Origin of the sequence: Pseudomonas sp. SZ57, from assembly GCF_009495975.1 — a bacterium.
GTDB lineage: Bacteria > Pseudomonadota > Gammaproteobacteria > Pseudomonadales > Pseudomonadaceae > Aquipseudomonas > Aquipseudomonas syringae.
In genome coordinates, this window is the sequence record NZ_WIBD01000003.1 from 440,341 (window position 1) to 455,339 (window position 14,999).

Below are 14,999 nucleotides of genomic sequence, written 5' to 3' on the forward strand. Positions count from 1 at the left end.
CTTTTATTGTGGGTACTCCCTGTCACTTCGCCCTGTTCGACCTCAAGCCGGAGTTTCAGCTTGATCTTGACCAGCTGGCCACACGCTACCGTGAGCTTGCGCGCAACGTGCATCCGGATCGTTTTGCGGATGCCCCCGAGCGTGAGCAGCGTGTGGCGCTGGAGCGCTCGGCCAGTCTCAACGAGGCCTATCAGACCCTGAAAAGCCCGCCGAAAAGGGCGCGTTATCTGCTGGCCATGAACGGCAACGAAGTGCCGCTCGAAGTCACGGTGCATGATCCCGAGTTTCTTCTGCAGCAGATGCAATTGCGCGAAGACCTCGAGGACTTGCAGGACGAGGCTGATCTGGCCGGCGTTGCGACCTTCAAGCGTCAGCTCAAGATCGCTCAGGACGAACTGAACCAGAGCTTCGCAGCCTGTTGGAATGATGCTGCACAACGCGAGCACGCTGAAAAGCTGATGCGGCGTATGCAGTTTCTCGACAAGCTCTCTCACGAAGTGCGCCAGTTAGAAGAGCGCCTCGACGATTAACCCCGCGCGGCTTCTGCCGCGCGCCAGTGATTATTCTGAACAGCATGGCTTTACTGCAGATCGCCGAACCCGGCCTGAGTCCTCAACCGCACCAGCGTCGTCTGGCTGTGGGTATCGACCTGGGCACTACCAATTCTCTGGTCGCTGCAGTACGCAGCGGCCTGTCCGAACCGCTGGCCGATGCAGAGGGGCAGGTCATTCTGCCTTCTGCCGTGCGCTATCACGCTGAGCGTGTCGAAGTAGGGCAGTCAGCGAAGATCGCCGCCTCCCAGGACCCGTTCAATACCGTTCTTTCGGTCAAGCGTCTCATGGGTCGTGGTCTGACCGACGTCAAGCAACTGGGCGAGCAGCTGCCGTACCGGTTCGTCGGCGGTGAGTCGCACATGCCGTTCATCGACACCGTGCAGGGGCCGAAAAGCCCGGTCGAAGTGTCTGCCGACATCCTCAAGGTCCTGCGCCAGCGCGCAGAAGCCTCTCTGGGTGGCGAGCTGGTAGGCGCGGTGATCACCGTTCCTGCCTACTTCGATGATGCTCAGCGTCAGGCGACCAAGGACGCTGCCAGACTGGCGGGCCTCAACGTACTGCGTTTGCTCAATGAGCCTACGGCTGCGGCGGTCGCCTACGGCCTGGATCAAAAGGCCGAAGGCGTGGTTGCCATCTACGACCTGGGCGGCGGGACCTTCGATATCTCGATCCTGCGCTTGACCGGTGGTGTGTTTGAAGTACTCGCCACTGGCGGCGATACCGCTCTGGGCGGCGATGACTTCGATCATGCGATAGCCAGCTGGATTGTCACGGATGCCGGTCTGTCTGCCGATATCGACCCTTCCGCGCAACGCAGCCTGCTGCAGGCCGCCTGCTCGGCCAAGGAAGCGCTGACTGACGCCGAATCTGTCGAGGTCGCCTACGGTGAGTGGCGTGGCACGCTGACGCGCGAGGCGCTCAATGCGCTGATCGAACCTATGATTGCGCGCAGCCTCAAGGCCTGCCGCCGAGCGGTGCGTGACACCGGCATCGAGCTTGAAGAAGTCGAGGCGGTGGTCATGGTCGGCGGTTCGACCCGTGTTCCACGCGTGCGCGAAGCGGTGGCCGAGCTGTTCGGTCGTCAGCCGCTGACCGAGATCGACCCGGATCAGGTGGTGGCCATCGGGGCTGCGATCCAGGCCGATACGCTGGCCGGCAACAAGCGCGACGGTGGCGAACTGCTGCTCCTCGATGTGATTCCGCTCTCGCTGGGGCTGGAAACCATGGGCGGGCTGATGGAGAAGGTCATTCCGCGCAACACCACCATTCCTGTGGCGCGTGGTCAGGAATTCACCACGTACAAGGATGGCCAGACGGCCATGAAGATTCATGTCCTGCAGGGCGAGCGTGAATTGATCAGCGACTGTCGTTCGCTGGCGCGCTTCGAACTGCGTGGCATCCCGCCGATGGTCGCGGGTGCGGCAAAGATTCGTGTCACCTTCCAGGTCGATGCAGACGGTCTGCTCAGCGTTTCGGCGCGTGAAATGGGCTCGGGTATCGAGTCGAGCATTCAGGTCAAGCCGTCCTACGGGCTGACCGATGACGAGGTCACTCGCATGCTCAAGGACTCCTTCGAGTATGCCGGCGACGACAAGGTCGCTCGTGTGCTGCGTGAGCATCAGGTTGATGCCGAGCGCCTGCTCGAAGCTGTTCAAGGTGCCCTGGATGCCGATGGCGAGCGTCTTCTCGACGAAGAAGAGCGCCTGGTCATCAACCTGCAGATGGACGAACTCCGTGAACTGATGCAAGGCACCGATGGTTATGCCATCGAGCAGCAGACCAAGCGTCTGTCGCAGGTGACCGATGCATTTGCTGCCCGACGCCTCGATTCGACGGTAAAAGCCGCACTGGCCGGGCGCAACTTGAATGAAATTGAGGAATAACTGATGCCGCAGGTGATTTTTCTGCCCCACGCCGAGCATTGCCCGGACGGGCTGGTTGTAGAAGTGGAGCCCGGCACGTCTATTCTCGAGATTGCCCACGAGCACCACATCGAGATTGAAAGCGCCTGTGGTGGCGTGTGTGCCTGCACCACCTGCCATTGCGTCATTCGCGAAGGGTTCAATTCGCTGAATGAAGCCGATGAGCTTGAAGAAGACATGCTCGACAAGGCGTGGGGGCTGGAGCCGCAGTCGCGTCTGTCCTGTCAGGCCATTGTCGGCAACGAAGACCTCACGGTCGAAATACCCAAGTATTCGCTCAACCACGCCGCTGAAGCGCCGCACTGATTCAAGGATTGCTCATGAGTCTCAAATGGGTTGATGTGCAGGAAATCGCCATCCAGCTGGCTGAAAGCCACCCGGAAGTAAATCCGCTCACCGTGAGCTTCCCCAGGTTACGTGGTCTGGTCATGGCCTTGCCTGAGTTCGATGACCATCCGGACCGTAGCGGGGAAAAGGTCCTGGAAGCGATCCAGACATTGTGGATCGAAGAGCTGGATTGACGTTCAGTAACGCGCGCAGTTAGGCAATACACCAGAACCCGCGTATAATTCGCGGGTTTAATTTTTCGCTTCAATCACTGCTTCTGGAGTTTCACCATGGCTGTTCAACGTACTTTCTCCATCATCAAGCCTGACGCCGTTGCCAAGAACGTAATCGGCGAGATCACCACTCGTTTCGAAAAAGCCGGTCTGCGCGTTGTCGCTTCCAAGCTGAAGCAACTGTCCAAGGCCGAAGCTGAAGGTTTCTACGCTGAGCACAGCGCTCGCGGTTTCTTCGGCGACCTGGTTGCTTTCATGATCTCCGGTCCGGTTGTCGTTCAGGTTCTGGAAGGCGAAAACGCTATCGCTCTGAACCGTGAGCTGATGGGCGCTACCAACCCTAAAGAAGCGGCTGCCGGCACCATCCGTGCTGATTTCGCTGATTCCATCGACGCCAACGCTGTTCACGGCTCCGATTCCGAAGCAGCCGCCGCTCGCGAAATCTCGTACTTCTTCGCAGCTACCGAAGTAACCGCTCGCTAAGTCATTTTTGACTGACGAGTGAAGGGTGAATTCATGATTGCATCGACTGGTAAAACCAACCTGCTGGGGCTGACTCAACAGGAAATGGAGAAATTCTTCGACTCTATCGGGGAGAAGCGCTTCCGTGCCGGTCAGGTCATGAAGTGGATTCACCACTTCGGCGTCGACGATTTCGACGCAATGACGAACGTCAGCAAGGCCCTGCGCGAAAAGCTCAAGGCCTGTGCTGAAGTTCGCGGTCCTGAAGTGGTCAGCGAGGACATCTCCAGCGACGGCACCCGCAAATGGGTGGTGCGCGTAGAGTCCGGCAGCTGTGTCGAGACCGTCTATATTCCGCAGGGCAAGCGCGGCACCTTGTGTGTTTCGTCCCAGGCGGGCTGTGCTCTGGATTGCAGTTTCTGCTCCACGGGCAAGCAAGGCTTCAACAGCAACCTCACCGCCGCCGAAGTCATCGGTCAGGTGTGGATTGCCAACAAATCCTTTGGCAGCGTCCCGGCGACCGTCGACCGTGCCATCACCAACGTGGTGATGATGGGCATGGGTGAGCCGCTGCTGAACTTCGACAATGTCATTGCCGCCATGCATCTGATGATGGATGACCTGGGGTATGGCATTTCCAAACGCCGGGTGACCTTGTCCACTTCCGGTGTGGTACCGATGATCGATGAGCTTTCCAAGCACATCGACGTATCCCTGGCCTTGTCGCTGCACGCGCCGAATGATGCGCTGCGCAACCAGCTGGTGCCGCTCAACAAGAAATACCCGTTGAAAGTGCTTCTCGAGTCCTGCCGTCGCTACATGTCCAGTCTGGGCGAAAAACGTGTGCTCACCATCGAGTACACCATGCTCAAGGACATCAACGACAAGGTAGAGCACGCGGTCGAGATGATCGAACTGCTCAAGGACACGCCTTGCAAGATCAACCTGATCCCGTTCAACCCGTTTCCGCACTCCGGTTACGAGCGTCCCAGCAATAACGCAATCCGTCGTTTTCAGGACCTGTTGCATCAGGCCGGTTATAACGTCACTGTGCGCACCACGCGTGGTGAAGACATCGATGCTGCATGCGGCCAATTGGTCGGGCAGGTGATGGACCGCACACGTCGTAGCGAACGCTATATAGCCGTGCGTGAGTTGAGCGCCGAGGCCGATGCGGCCCCTGTCGCGGTGACTCGAACCTGACTGCGAACCTGATCGAGAGAGACTCCATGCCTGTGCGTGCCTCGCTGCTGCTCTGTGTTGTCGTTTTGCTGACAGCGTGCGTGTCCACCGGCAACGTCAACCCGCTGACGACGGCCCAGGGGCGCGAGGAAGCGCGCAAGGCTTACGTGCAACTGGGGCTGGGTTATTTTCAGCAGGGCCAGACCGAGCGCGCCAAGGTTCCGCTGAAAAAGGCGCTTGAACTCGACAGTTCCGATGCGCAGGCCAACGCCGCGCTGGCCCTGGTGTTCCAGACAGAGATGGAGCCAGAGCTGGCCGAGCAGTACTTTCGCAAGGCGTTGGCCGCCAGCAATAACGAAACACGCATCGTCAACAATTACGGCAGTTTTCTGTTCGAACAAAAGCGTTACAAGGAAGCTTACGAGCGTTTTGAACAGGCGGCTGCCGACAACCTGTATCCTGAGCGGTCACGGGTTTTTGAAAGCCTGGGCATGACCTCGCTGAAACTGGGCAACCCCGAGCAGGCTCGCGAGCATTTTACCAAGGCATTGCGCCTGGACCGTCAGTTGCCGTTATCCTTGCTGGAAATGGCTCAGCTGTCCTACGAAGACAAGCAATATGTGCCGGCGCGTGACTATTACGACCGTTTTAGCCAGCTCAGCGAGCAAAATGCACGTAGTCTATTGCTCGGTACTCGGCTGGCGAAGATATATGATGATCGTAACAAGGCGGCCAGCTTTGGCCTGCTGTTGAAAAGACTCTATCCCGGTACGCCGGAATATCAGCAATACCTGTCGGAGCAATGATGAAAGCGGCGCATCCCGAAGTTGTAGCAACCAATCGCGTGAATCCTGGAGAAACCCTGCGCCAGGCCCGCGAGAGCAGGAGCTGGTCGCTGCCAGATGTGGCCTTGAGACTCAATCTCACCGTGACCTCCCTGACCAATCTGGAGAACGGCCAGTTTGAAAAGCTGCCTGGGCATACGTTTGCCCGGGGCTACGTGCGTGCCTACGCCAAACTGCTTGACCTCGATCAGGCGGCGCTGGTCGAACAGTTCGACCAGTTCACCGGCACTGACGGTAAGGGCAGTTCGGTTCATGCGCTGGGCCGTATCGAAGAGCCGGTCAGGCTGTCGCACAACATTCTGCGTATCGTCAGCCTGCTGTTGCTGGTGATCCTGGTCGGCGGTGGTTTCTTCTGGTGGCAGGATCAGGCGACCTTGCGCGGCAAGGATCAGTCCGGGCTGAACATGGAGCACGTCGAAGTCGAAAGCGCTGACGGCACCACGCAGATTCACCCGCTCGACGAGCCGGAAGAGCCTGCTGTGGCTGAAACGCCTGCCTCCGGACAAACTTCCTTGCCGTTGAATACCGGTGCGCCTGCCAGTGAGGCGCCAGCTGCTGCGCCAGCGGCCCCGGCTTCCAGCGTCACAGGCCACGCAACCGCACAACCACAGACACCTGCTGCCGCTACGCCACCGGCGAGCGCGCCTCAAGCCCCCGTTGCTGCGCCGAACGTGCCGTCGATGCCGACTGCACCTGCCGAGCAGCCAGCGCCTGTCGTGGCGGGTGCCGGTCAGGTGACCGTACAGTTCGTTGCCGACTGCTGGACCCAGGTCACTGACGGGAACGGCAAGGTGCTGGTCAGCGGCCTCAAGCGCAAGGGCGAGAGCCTGGATGTCAACGGCAAGCCGCCGTTGACCCTGCGTCTGGGTTACGCGCGCGGTGCGCAGGTCAGCTACAACGGTCAGCCTGTGGATGTAGCACCTTTTACCAGCGGCGAAACTGCTCGCCTGAAGCTAGGGCAATAAGTCATGCACGGCGAATCTCCAATCAAGCGTCGCGAATCCCGGAAAATATGGGTCGGTTCCGTACCGGTCGGCGGTGATGCGCCGATCGCGGTGCAGAGCATGACCAACAGTGATACCAACGATGTCGCCGCTACCGTGGCACAGATCAATCGTCTCGAAGCGGCAGGTGTCGACATCGTGCGTGTTTCGGTGCCGGACATGGACGCTGCCGAAGCATTCGGCCGCATCAAGCAACTGGTCAAGGTGCCGCTGGTCGCCGACATTCACTTCGATCACCGCATCGCCTTGCGTGTGGCGGAGCTGGGCGTCGACTGTCTGCGTATCAACCCGGGCAACATCGGTCGTGAAGACCGTGTGCGGGCCGTGGTCGATGCTGCGCGTGATCGCGGCATCCCTATCCGCATCGGCGTCAATGCCGGTTCGCTGGAAAAAGACCTGCAGAAGAAGTACGGCGAGCCTACGCCAGAGGCCCTGGTAGAGTCTGCGCTGCGCCATGTCGAGCACCTGGAACGCCTGAACTTTCAGGACTTCAAGGTCAGCGTCAAGGCTTCCGATGTGTTCATGGCGGTCGCTGCCTATCGGCTGCTGGCCAAAGAGATCGTTCAGCCGCTGCACCTGGGCATCACCGAAGCCGGTGGCTTGCGTTCGGGTACGGTGAAATCGGCTGTCGGTCTCGGTATGCTGCTTGCCGAAGGAATTGGCGATACTATCCGCATCTCGCTGGCGGCTGACCCGGTCGAGGAAGTGAAGGTCGGGTACGACATTCTCAAATCATTGCGCCTTCGTTCGCGTGGAATCAACTTCATCGCCTGCCCGAGCTGCTCGCGGCAGAACTTCGATGTGGTCAAGACCATGAACGAGCTGGAAGGTCGACTCGAGGATTTGCTGGTTCCGCTTGATGTCGCGGTTATCGGTTGTGTGGTCAATGGTCCGGGCGAAGCCAAAGAGGCGCATATCGGACTGACCGGTGGCACGCCGAACCTGATCTACATCGACGGCAAACCCGCGCAGAAACTGACCAATGACAATCTCGTGAATGAGCTGGAACGCTTGATTCGCGAGAAAGCGGCTGAAAAAGCCGAAGCCGACGCCTCGGTCATCGTGCGCGGCTAACCCGGATTGCTAAGGATTTTCTGTGAGTAAGTCTCTACAAGCCATTCGTGGCATGAACGACATCCTGCCCGAGCAGACGCCGCTGTGGCGTCACTTCGAAGGCACTGTTGCCCGTCTGCTGGATAACTACGGTTACCGGCAGATTCGTATGCCTATCGTCGAATTCACCGAGCTATTCAAGCGCTCCATCGGTGAAGTGACCGATATCGTCGAGAAAGAGATGTACACCTTCGCCGACCGTAACGGCGACTCTCTGACCCTGCGCCCTGAAGGCACTGCCGCGTGCGTGCGTGCGGTCCTCGAGCACGGCATCACTGGCGGCGGCCAGGTTCAGAAACTGTGGTACATCGGTCCGATGTTCCGTCACGAGCGTCCACAGAAAGGCCGTTATCGTCAGTTTCACCAGATCGGTGTCGAGGTTTTCAACCTCGACGGTCCGGATATCGACGCCGAACTGATCGTCATGACCTGGCGCCTGTGGGGCCTGCTGGGCATTCGCAACGCCGTCAAGCTCGAGCTGAACAGCCTGGGCACCAGCGAGGCGCGTGCGCGTTATCGTGAGGCGCTGGTCGAATACCTCTCGGCACGTCTCGACCAACTGGACGAAGACAGCCAGCGCCGCCTGAAAACCAACCCGCTGCGCGTGCTGGACACCAAGCATCCTGAAACCCAGGCTGTGCTGGTCGATGCGCCGAAGCTGGCGGACTACCTGGATGACGAATCCCGCGTTCACTTCGAAGGCCTGAAGGCCCGTCTGGACGCCGCCGGCATTCCTTATGTGATCAATCCCAAGCTGGTGCGTGGCCTGGATTACTACAGCAAGACCGTTTTCGAATGGGTCACCGATCAGCTCGGTGCCCAGGGTACGGTCTGTGCGGGCGGTCGTTACGACGGTCTGGTCGAGCAGATGGGCGGCAAGCCTACTGCGGGCGTCGGTTTCGCGATGGGCATCGAGCGACTGGTTCTGCTGCTCGAAACCCTTGAGCAGGTGCCGGAAGAAATTGCCCGTCAGGTCGATGTCTACCTGTGCGCATTCGGCGAAGCGGCCGAGCTGGCTGCGCTGGCACTGACCGAAAAGGTCCGTGATCAGTTGCCGACCCTGCGCTTGCAGGTCAACGCCGGTGCCGGCAGCTTCAAGAGCCAGTTCAAGAAAGCCGACAAGAGCGGTGCGCTGTACGCGCTGATCCTCGGCGAAGAAGAGCTGGCGGCGAAGGTCATTGGCGTCAAACCCCTGCGTGGCCAGGGTGAACAACAAAATATTGCCTGGGATGCTCTGTCAGAGCACCTGGCCTCCTGCGTAGTGCAGGGTTGAAACTGATTTAACAGCCGTTTAGCGAATAGGAGTATTGGGGTGTCGGGTACCGAAGATGAAGAGCTGGCGGTAATGAAGGACTGGTGGCAGCGCAACGGCAAACCTCTGTTGACCGGCGGTCTGCTGGCGCTGGTCGTGGTTCTGGGTTGGCAGTTCTGGCACAGGTATCAGGCCAGCCAGTCGCAAGGCGCCTCGATGCTTTATCAGCAATTGCTGGAAACCGCACTGACGCCCAGTGGCCAGGCAGACACCGCACGTGTCGCCGAGATCTCCGGCAAACTGAAAAGCGAATTCGGTGGCACTACCTACGCACAGTTCGGTAGCCTGTTCGTCGCCAAGGTGGCGGTCGATGCCGGCAAGCTGGATGATGCTGCAGCCGAGCTGAAACCCGTGGCCGACAAACCTGCCAACGACACGCTGGGCGAGATCGCCCGTCAGCGTCTGGCACGCGTGCTGGCTGCGCAGAACAAGACCGATGATGCGCTGAAGCTGCTCGACGGCGATGCCGACAAGGCTTTCCTCGCCAGTCGTGAAGAACTCAAGGGTGACCTGCTGGTACAGCTGGGTCGTACCGACGAGGCGTATGCTGCATACCAAAAGGCCAAATCTGCTCTGTCCGAAGACGCAGCAGTGGGTGGCCTGCAAATGAAGCTCGACGATCTGGCGAAAGGGGATGCGTGACGTGATTCGTTGGAAACATGCAGCATTGCTGGCTCTGGCCATTCTGGCCGCGGGTTGCAGCAGCAACAGCAAAAAGGAATTGCCTCCGGCCGAGCTGACCGACTTCAAAGAAGAAGTGGTTTTGCACAAGCAGTGGAGCCGTTCCGTTGGCGACGGTCAGGGCAAGACTTACAACATGCTCGTGCCGGCCATTGATGGCGACCGCATCTATGCGGCTGACGTCACGGGCGAAGTCGTGTCGCTGGACCGTCTGACCGGCGACGTGATCTGGAAGAAAGATCTCGATCTGCCGGTTTCCGGTGCAGTCGGTGTGGGTTATGGCCTGGTGATGATCGGCACCCTCAAGGGTGAAGTGATTGCCATGGACGCCACGTCCGGTGAGGAAAAGTGGCGCGCTCGTGTCACCAGCGAAGTGCTTGCCCCGCCTGCCACCAACGGTTCTGTTGTCGTTGTCCAGACTCAGGATGACCGCATCGTCGGTTTCGACGCTTCGACCGGTTCGCAGCTCTGGATCTACGAAAGTACCCCAGCGGTGCTGACCCTGCGCGGCACTGGTGCTCCACTGGCAACCAACCGTCTTGCCGTAGCGGGTCTGTCGACCGGCAAGGTCGTCGCTCTGGATATCACCAACGGTGTGCCGGTCTGGGAACAGCGCGTTGCCATCCCGCAAGGTCGCTCGGAACTGGATCGTGTCGTCGATATCGACGGCGGCCTGTTGCTGTCCGGCGGTACGCTGTACGTCGCTACCTATCAGGGTCGCGTCGCCGGTCTCGATCTGGAAAGCGGTCGTGTGCTCTGGCAGCGTGATGCTTCGAGCTACTCGGGTGTCGCCCAGGGCTTTGGCAGCGTCTATGCCACTCTGGCCTCCGGTACTGTCGAAGGCATCGACGAGCGTTCGTCCTCTGCACTGTGGAGCAACGAATCACTGGCTCGCCGCCAGCTCGGCGCGCCGGAAGTGTATTCCAGCTATGTAGCGGTCGGTGACATGGAAGGCTACCTGCACCTGTTGAGCCAGGTGGACGGTCGTTTTGTCGGTCGCGAACGTATCGACAGCGACGGCCTGCGTGCGCGTCCGCTGGTGGTTGGGGACATGATTTACGTGTATGGCAACAGCGGCAAACTGGAAGCCCTGACCATCAAGCAATAAGTGTCCATGCCCGGGGCCATTGGCCTCGGGTGCCCTTGCTTCGGCAAGGCTGCGGTGCCTTTGTGGCATCGCCCCGAACTCCGGCCGCTGCCCTGCAGCGGCTTTTGTATTTTCTGAAATAACGAAGTGGAGAGCCGCATGGTTCCCGTAATCGCCCTGGTGGGTCGACCGAACGTCGGCAAGTCCACCATGTTCAACCGCCTGACCAGGACTCGCGACGCCATTGTCGGCGATCTGTCCGGTCTTACCCGTGATCGCCAATACGGAGAGGCGAAGTGGCAAGGGCGCTCCTATATTCTGATCGACACCGGCGGTATCTCCGGTGACGAGCATGGCATGGACGAAAAGATGGCCGAGCAGTCGCTGCTGGCCATTGAAGAAGCCGATGTGGTGCTGTTTCTGGTGGACGCCCGTGCGGGCTACACCGCTGCTGATCAGATGATTGGTGAGCACCTGCGCAAGCGCAACAAGCGTTCCTACGTGGTTGCCAACAAGATCGACAACATCGACGAGAACCTGGCGCGTGCCGAGTTCAGCCCGATGGGTCTGGGCGACGCCATTCCGGTGGCCGGTGCCCACGGCCGTGGCATCTCGCAGATGCTCGAAATCGCCTTGCGGGAATTCCCCAGGGACGAGGACGAGCTTGAAGAGGGCGCTGAGGTCGAGGAAGTCGCCGAAGGTCAGGAAGCCAAGCGCATCCCCGGCCCGAGCGAGAAAGACGGCATCAAGATCGCCATCATCGGTCGTCCCAACGTCGGCAAGTCGACGCTGGTCAACCGCATGCTGGGTGAAGACCGGGTTATCGTCTATGACGAGCCAGGCACCACGCGCGACAGTATCTACATTCCCTTCGAGCGTAACGAAGAGAAGTACACGCTGATCGACACCGCGGGTGTGCGCAAGCGCGGCAAGATCCACGAGGAAGTCGAAAAGTTCTCGGTGGTCAAGACGCTGCAGGCCATCAAGGACGCCAACGTGGTGATCTTTGTGATGGACGCCCGCGAAGGTGTGGTCGACCATGACCTGAACCTGCTGGGCTTCGCCCTTGAAGCGGGTCGTGCGCTGGTCATCGCGCTGAACAAGTGGGACGGCATGACGCCGGGCGAACGCGATTTCGTGAAGATCGAGCTGGAGCGCCGGTTGTTCTTCGTCGATTTCGCCGACATCCACTTCATCTCCGCGCTGCACGGCACGGGCGTGGGCAACCTGTATCAGTCGGTACAGAACTCGTTCAAGTCCGCGGTCACACGCTGGCCAACCAGCCGCCTGACGCAGATTCTCGAAGATGCGGTCAGCGAGCATGCACCACCGATGGTCGGCAGCCGCCGCATCAAGCTGCGTTATGCCCACCTGGGGGGTGCCAACCCGCCGCTGATCGTGATCCACGGTAATCAGGTCGAGAAGGTACCCAAGTCCTACGTCCGTTATCTGGAAAACACCTATCGGCGTGTGCTCAAGCTGGTCGGTACGCCGATCCGTATCGAGTTCAAGGGTGGCGAGAACCCGTATGAAGGCAACAAGAACACGCTCACCGACCGTCAGGTCAACAAGAAGCGTCGGATGATGTCGCACCACAAGAAGGCCGACAAGAAGCGCCGCGACAAGCGCTGAGTCAGCATCGGGAAAAAGGCGCTTCGGCGCCTTTTTTTGTGTCCGTTTAATGGGCTATCCTGCCTGACCCGTGCCGCCCGGTGCCGGGAGATTGCAGGGAAAGGGTTCCATGATCGACAGCAAGTTGCCCAACGTGGGCACCACTATCTTCACCGTCATGTCACAGCTGGCCGCCGAAACCGGGGCTATCAACCTGTCCCAGGGGTTTCCCGATTTTGACGGGCCGCAGGCGCTGCGTGATGCGGTCTGCCGACACGTCACTCAAGGCCATAACCAATACTCACCGATGACCGGGCTGCCTGCGCTTCGTCAGCAAGTCGCAGCAAAGATCGCCCGCAGCTATGGGCGTACGGTCAATCCGGACAGCGAAATCACCATTACACCGGGTGCCACGCAGGCGATTTTCTGCGCGATCCACAGCATCATTCGCGCTGGCGACGAAGTGATCATTTTCGACCCTTGCTATGACAGCTACGAGCCCGCCGTCGAACTGGCCGGTGGGCGCTGCGTGCATGTGCAACTGGGGCTGGATGACTTCTCCATCGACTGGCAAAAGCTGAGCGATGCGCTGAGCCCGCGTACCCGCATGATCGTCATCAACAGCCCGCACAACCCCAGCGGCGCATTGATCAGCCGTGCAGAGCTCGATCGGCTGGCCGCGCTGATCGCCGATCGCGACATCTACCTGCTCAGCGACGAAGTCTATGAACACCTGGTGTTCGACGGCGCACGCCATGTCAGTGTGCTTGACCACGAAGCGTTGTATCAGCGCGCCTTCGTCGTCAGCTCGTTCGGCAAGACGTATCACGTTACTGGCTGGAAAACCGGTTACGTGGTCGCGCCGCCTGCGCTGACGTCCGAGCTGCGCAAGGTGCACCAATATGTGAGCTTCTGCGGTGTCACGCCGTTGCAGTACGCATTGGCCGACTTCATGGCCGAACACCCGGAGCATGTCGACGAGCTGCCAGGCTTCTATCAGGCCAAGCGCGACTTTTTCTGTGGTCATCTGGCCGAGTCGCGCTTCAGCTTCCGGCCGGTGGGCGGGACTTATTTCCAGTTGGTCGACTACTCGCAGATCAGGCCCGACCTCAACGACGTCGACATGGCCTTGTGGATGACCCGCGAGCATGGTGTGGCGAGTATTCCGATTTCTGTGTTCTACCAGAGCCCGCCAGCAGGGCAGCGCCTGATCCGCTTGTGCTTCGCCAAACAGGAAGAGACGCTGCGTCTGGCGGCGGAGAAACTATGCGCGATATAAGCGGGCTGCCGAACCTCAACCTCGCGCTGATCCAGACCACGCTGGCGTGGCATGATCGCGAGGCCAATCTTGAGCATTTCGAGCCATTGCTGGATCAGGCGCAGGGCGCGGATCTGGTAATCCTGCCAGAGATGTTCACCACCGGATTCTCGATGGAGTCCGAGGCCCTGTCAGAACCGGAAGCCGGGCCTACATCGGCATGGCTATTGGCTCAGGCCAAGCGTATCGACGCTGTGGTGACGGGCAGCGTCATGATGCGCGCGGCCGATGGCAGTCATCGCAATCGCCTGCTGTGGGCGCGACCGGATGGTGAGCTGCTGCATTACGACAAGCGCCACCTGTTTCGCATGGCCGGTGAGCACGAGCATTACACGCCGGGTGATCGCCAGGTGATGTTCGAACTCAAAGGCTGGCGCGTGCGCCCGCTGATCTGCTACGACCTGCGCTTTCCGGTCTGGAGCCGTGACGCTCAGGACACCGACCTGTTGCTGTACACCGCCAACTGGCCGGGTGCGCGGCGTCTGCACTGGAATCGCTTGCTGCCTGCCAGAGCCATTGAAAACCTGTGCTATGTGGCGGCAGTCAATCGCGTTGGGTCGGACGGCAAGGGCTTTGCGTACACCGGTGACAGTCAGGTCCTGGATTTCCAGGGCGAGAGCCTGTTGAGCGTGGGCGAAGCGGACGGGGTGTTCAAGGCGACGCTCAGCGCGGCAGACTTGCATGCCTACCGCACACGGTTTCCAGCCGGGCTGGATGCTGATTCGTTTAATATTGAGTAAAAGTACTTCAGAATGTTTCTGATCGGCCGATAGCCTCTCCAGAATTCCTGGAGACCGCCATGACTACCATCAATACATCCACACTGAACAGTTACTCGAGCTCGTTGACCTTAGCGATCAAACCTACCGAGGCTGAAACAGCCAAGGCCGCGACTGCTGCTGCTGCCACCACGACTACTGAAACAGAGAAAAGCTCTGATCAGGCGTCCACCGAAGGTGGCAAGGCCGGTGCGGCGGGTGGTGGCGGCAGCGTGGGTGGCTCCAGCGAATCGTCGCTCAATCAGACCATCGAACAGATAAAGCAGCAGATCAAGGATGCTCAGAAGCAACTCGCCGAGCAGAAGGCGCAGTTGGCTGCTGCTCAAAGCGGTAAAGGCTCAGCGGAAGAGAAGGCTCAGAAATCCATGGCGATTCAGGGCCAGATCGCGACCATCAGCGCCAACTTGCAGACCTTACAAGCGTCGTTGTTGCAACTAGAGACTGAAGGTGGCGTGAATACCACTGCGTGATATCTCCTGCCGAGCGCCCGAAGTGACGCTCATCATGCCCACGCACAGTGTTGCGTGGGCATTCAGCTGCTTGCGCCCCCGATCAGGCGGCGCAGCGTC

At 59.7% G+C, this 14,999-nt stretch carries 16 protein-coding genes; all 16 read left to right on the top strand.

All coding sequences use genetic code 11. The features are described from left to right. Positions 1–8: 8 nt before the first annotated feature. The 16 genes from hscB to GE543_RS05780 all read left to right on the top strand — a co-directional run bounded on the left by hscB (position 9) and on the right by GE543_RS05780 (position 14,900). Complete coding sequence (gene hscB / locus GE543_RS05705) at positions 9–530, top strand: co-chaperone HscB (RefSeq protein WP_003339753.1); 522 nt, start codon at positions 9–11, stop codon at positions 528–530. Between the two features lie 44 nt (positions 531–574). Then, positions 575–2,437 carry a Fe-S protein assembly chaperone HscA gene (gene hscA, locus GE543_RS05710; RefSeq protein WP_153220983.1) on the top strand — a complete coding sequence of 621 codons (1,863 nt, stop codon included), beginning with the start codon at positions 575–577 and terminating at the stop codon, positions 2,435–2,437. 3 nt (positions 2,438–2,440) lie between these two features. Then, a complete protein-coding gene (fdx, locus tag GE543_RS05715) occupies positions 2,441–2,782 on the top strand; it encodes an ISC system 2Fe-2S type ferredoxin (RefSeq protein ID WP_003409114.1) in 342 nt (113 codons plus the stop codon). 14 nt (positions 2,783–2,796) lie between these two features. Continuing rightward, entirely contained in the window at positions 2,797–2,997 is a 201-nt protein-coding gene (gene iscX / locus GE543_RS05720; protein WP_003415412.1) for a Fe-S cluster assembly protein IscX, read from the top strand. A 96-nt stretch (positions 2,998–3,093) separates the two neighbouring features. Continuing rightward, complete coding sequence (gene ndk, locus GE543_RS05725; protein ID WP_002552482.1) at positions 3,094–3,519, top strand: nucleoside-diphosphate kinase; 426 nt, start codon at positions 3,094–3,096, stop codon at positions 3,517–3,519. A gap of 33 nt (positions 3,520–3,552) precedes the next feature. Then, the gene (gene rlmN, locus GE543_RS05730; protein WP_003314177.1) at positions 3,553–4,701 is read left to right on the top strand and encodes a 23S rRNA (adenine(2503)-C(2))-methyltransferase RlmN; all 1,149 of its coding nucleotides are present in this window, start codon (positions 3,553–3,555) and stop codon (positions 4,699–4,701) included. 26 nt (positions 4,702–4,727) lie between these two features. Then, complete coding sequence (gene pilW / locus GE543_RS05735; protein ID WP_153220984.1) at positions 4,728–5,486, top strand: type IV pilus biogenesis/stability protein PilW; 759 nt, start codon at positions 4,728–4,730, stop codon at positions 5,484–5,486. Next, positions 5,486–6,490 carry a RodZ family helix-turn-helix domain-containing protein gene (locus GE543_RS05740; protein WP_011266909.1) on the top strand — a complete coding sequence of 335 codons (1,005 nt, stop codon included), beginning with the start codon at positions 5,486–5,488 and terminating at the stop codon, positions 6,488–6,490. The genes pilW and GE543_RS05740 overlap by 1 nt, the downstream gene beginning before the upstream one ends. Positions 6,491–6,493: 3 nt before the next feature. Next, the gene (ispG, locus tag GE543_RS05745) at positions 6,494–7,603 is read left to right on the top strand and encodes a flavodoxin-dependent (E)-4-hydroxy-3-methylbut-2-enyl-diphosphate synthase (protein ID WP_003339743.1); all 1,110 of its coding nucleotides are present in this window, start codon (positions 6,494–6,496) and stop codon (positions 7,601–7,603) included. A 22-nt stretch (positions 7,604–7,625) separates the two neighbouring features. Then, positions 7,626–8,915, top strand: a complete 1,290-nt coding sequence (gene hisS / locus GE543_RS05750; protein WP_003409119.1) for a histidine--tRNA ligase — start codon at positions 7,626–7,628, stop codon at positions 8,913–8,915. 39 nt (positions 8,916–8,954) lie between these two features. Next, a complete protein-coding gene (locus tag GE543_RS05755) occupies positions 8,955–9,596 on the top strand; it encodes a tetratricopeptide repeat protein (RefSeq protein WP_003409121.1) in 642 nt (213 codons plus the stop codon). Then, complete coding sequence (gene bamB / locus GE543_RS05760; RefSeq protein WP_003409122.1) at positions 9,589–10,743, top strand: outer membrane protein assembly factor BamB; 1,155 nt, start codon at positions 9,589–9,591, stop codon at positions 10,741–10,743. The genes GE543_RS05755 and bamB overlap by 8 nt, the downstream gene beginning before the upstream one ends. Positions 10,744–10,881: 138 nt before the next feature. Next, positions 10,882–12,354 carry a ribosome biogenesis GTPase Der gene (der, locus tag GE543_RS05765; RefSeq protein WP_003409123.1) on the top strand — a complete coding sequence of 491 codons (1,473 nt, stop codon included), beginning with the start codon at positions 10,882–10,884 and terminating at the stop codon, positions 12,352–12,354. A gap of 109 nt (positions 12,355–12,463) precedes the next feature. Beyond that, positions 12,464–13,612, top strand: a complete 1,149-nt coding sequence (locus GE543_RS05770; RefSeq protein ID WP_153220985.1) for a pyridoxal phosphate-dependent aminotransferase — start codon at positions 12,464–12,466, stop codon at positions 13,610–13,612. Beyond that, positions 13,600–14,391 carry an amidohydrolase gene (locus GE543_RS05775; protein ID WP_153220986.1) on the top strand — a complete coding sequence of 264 codons (792 nt, stop codon included), beginning with the start codon at positions 13,600–13,602 and terminating at the stop codon, positions 14,389–14,391. Before GE543_RS05770 ends, GE543_RS05775 begins: the two co-directional genes overlap by 13 nt. 59 nt (positions 14,392–14,450) lie before the next feature. Then, the gene (locus tag GE543_RS05780) at positions 14,451–14,900 is read left to right on the top strand and encodes a FlxA-like family protein (protein ID WP_003409126.1); all 450 of its coding nucleotides are present in this window, start codon (positions 14,451–14,453) and stop codon (positions 14,898–14,900) included. The last annotated feature ends 99 nt before the right edge of the window (positions 14,901–14,999 follow it).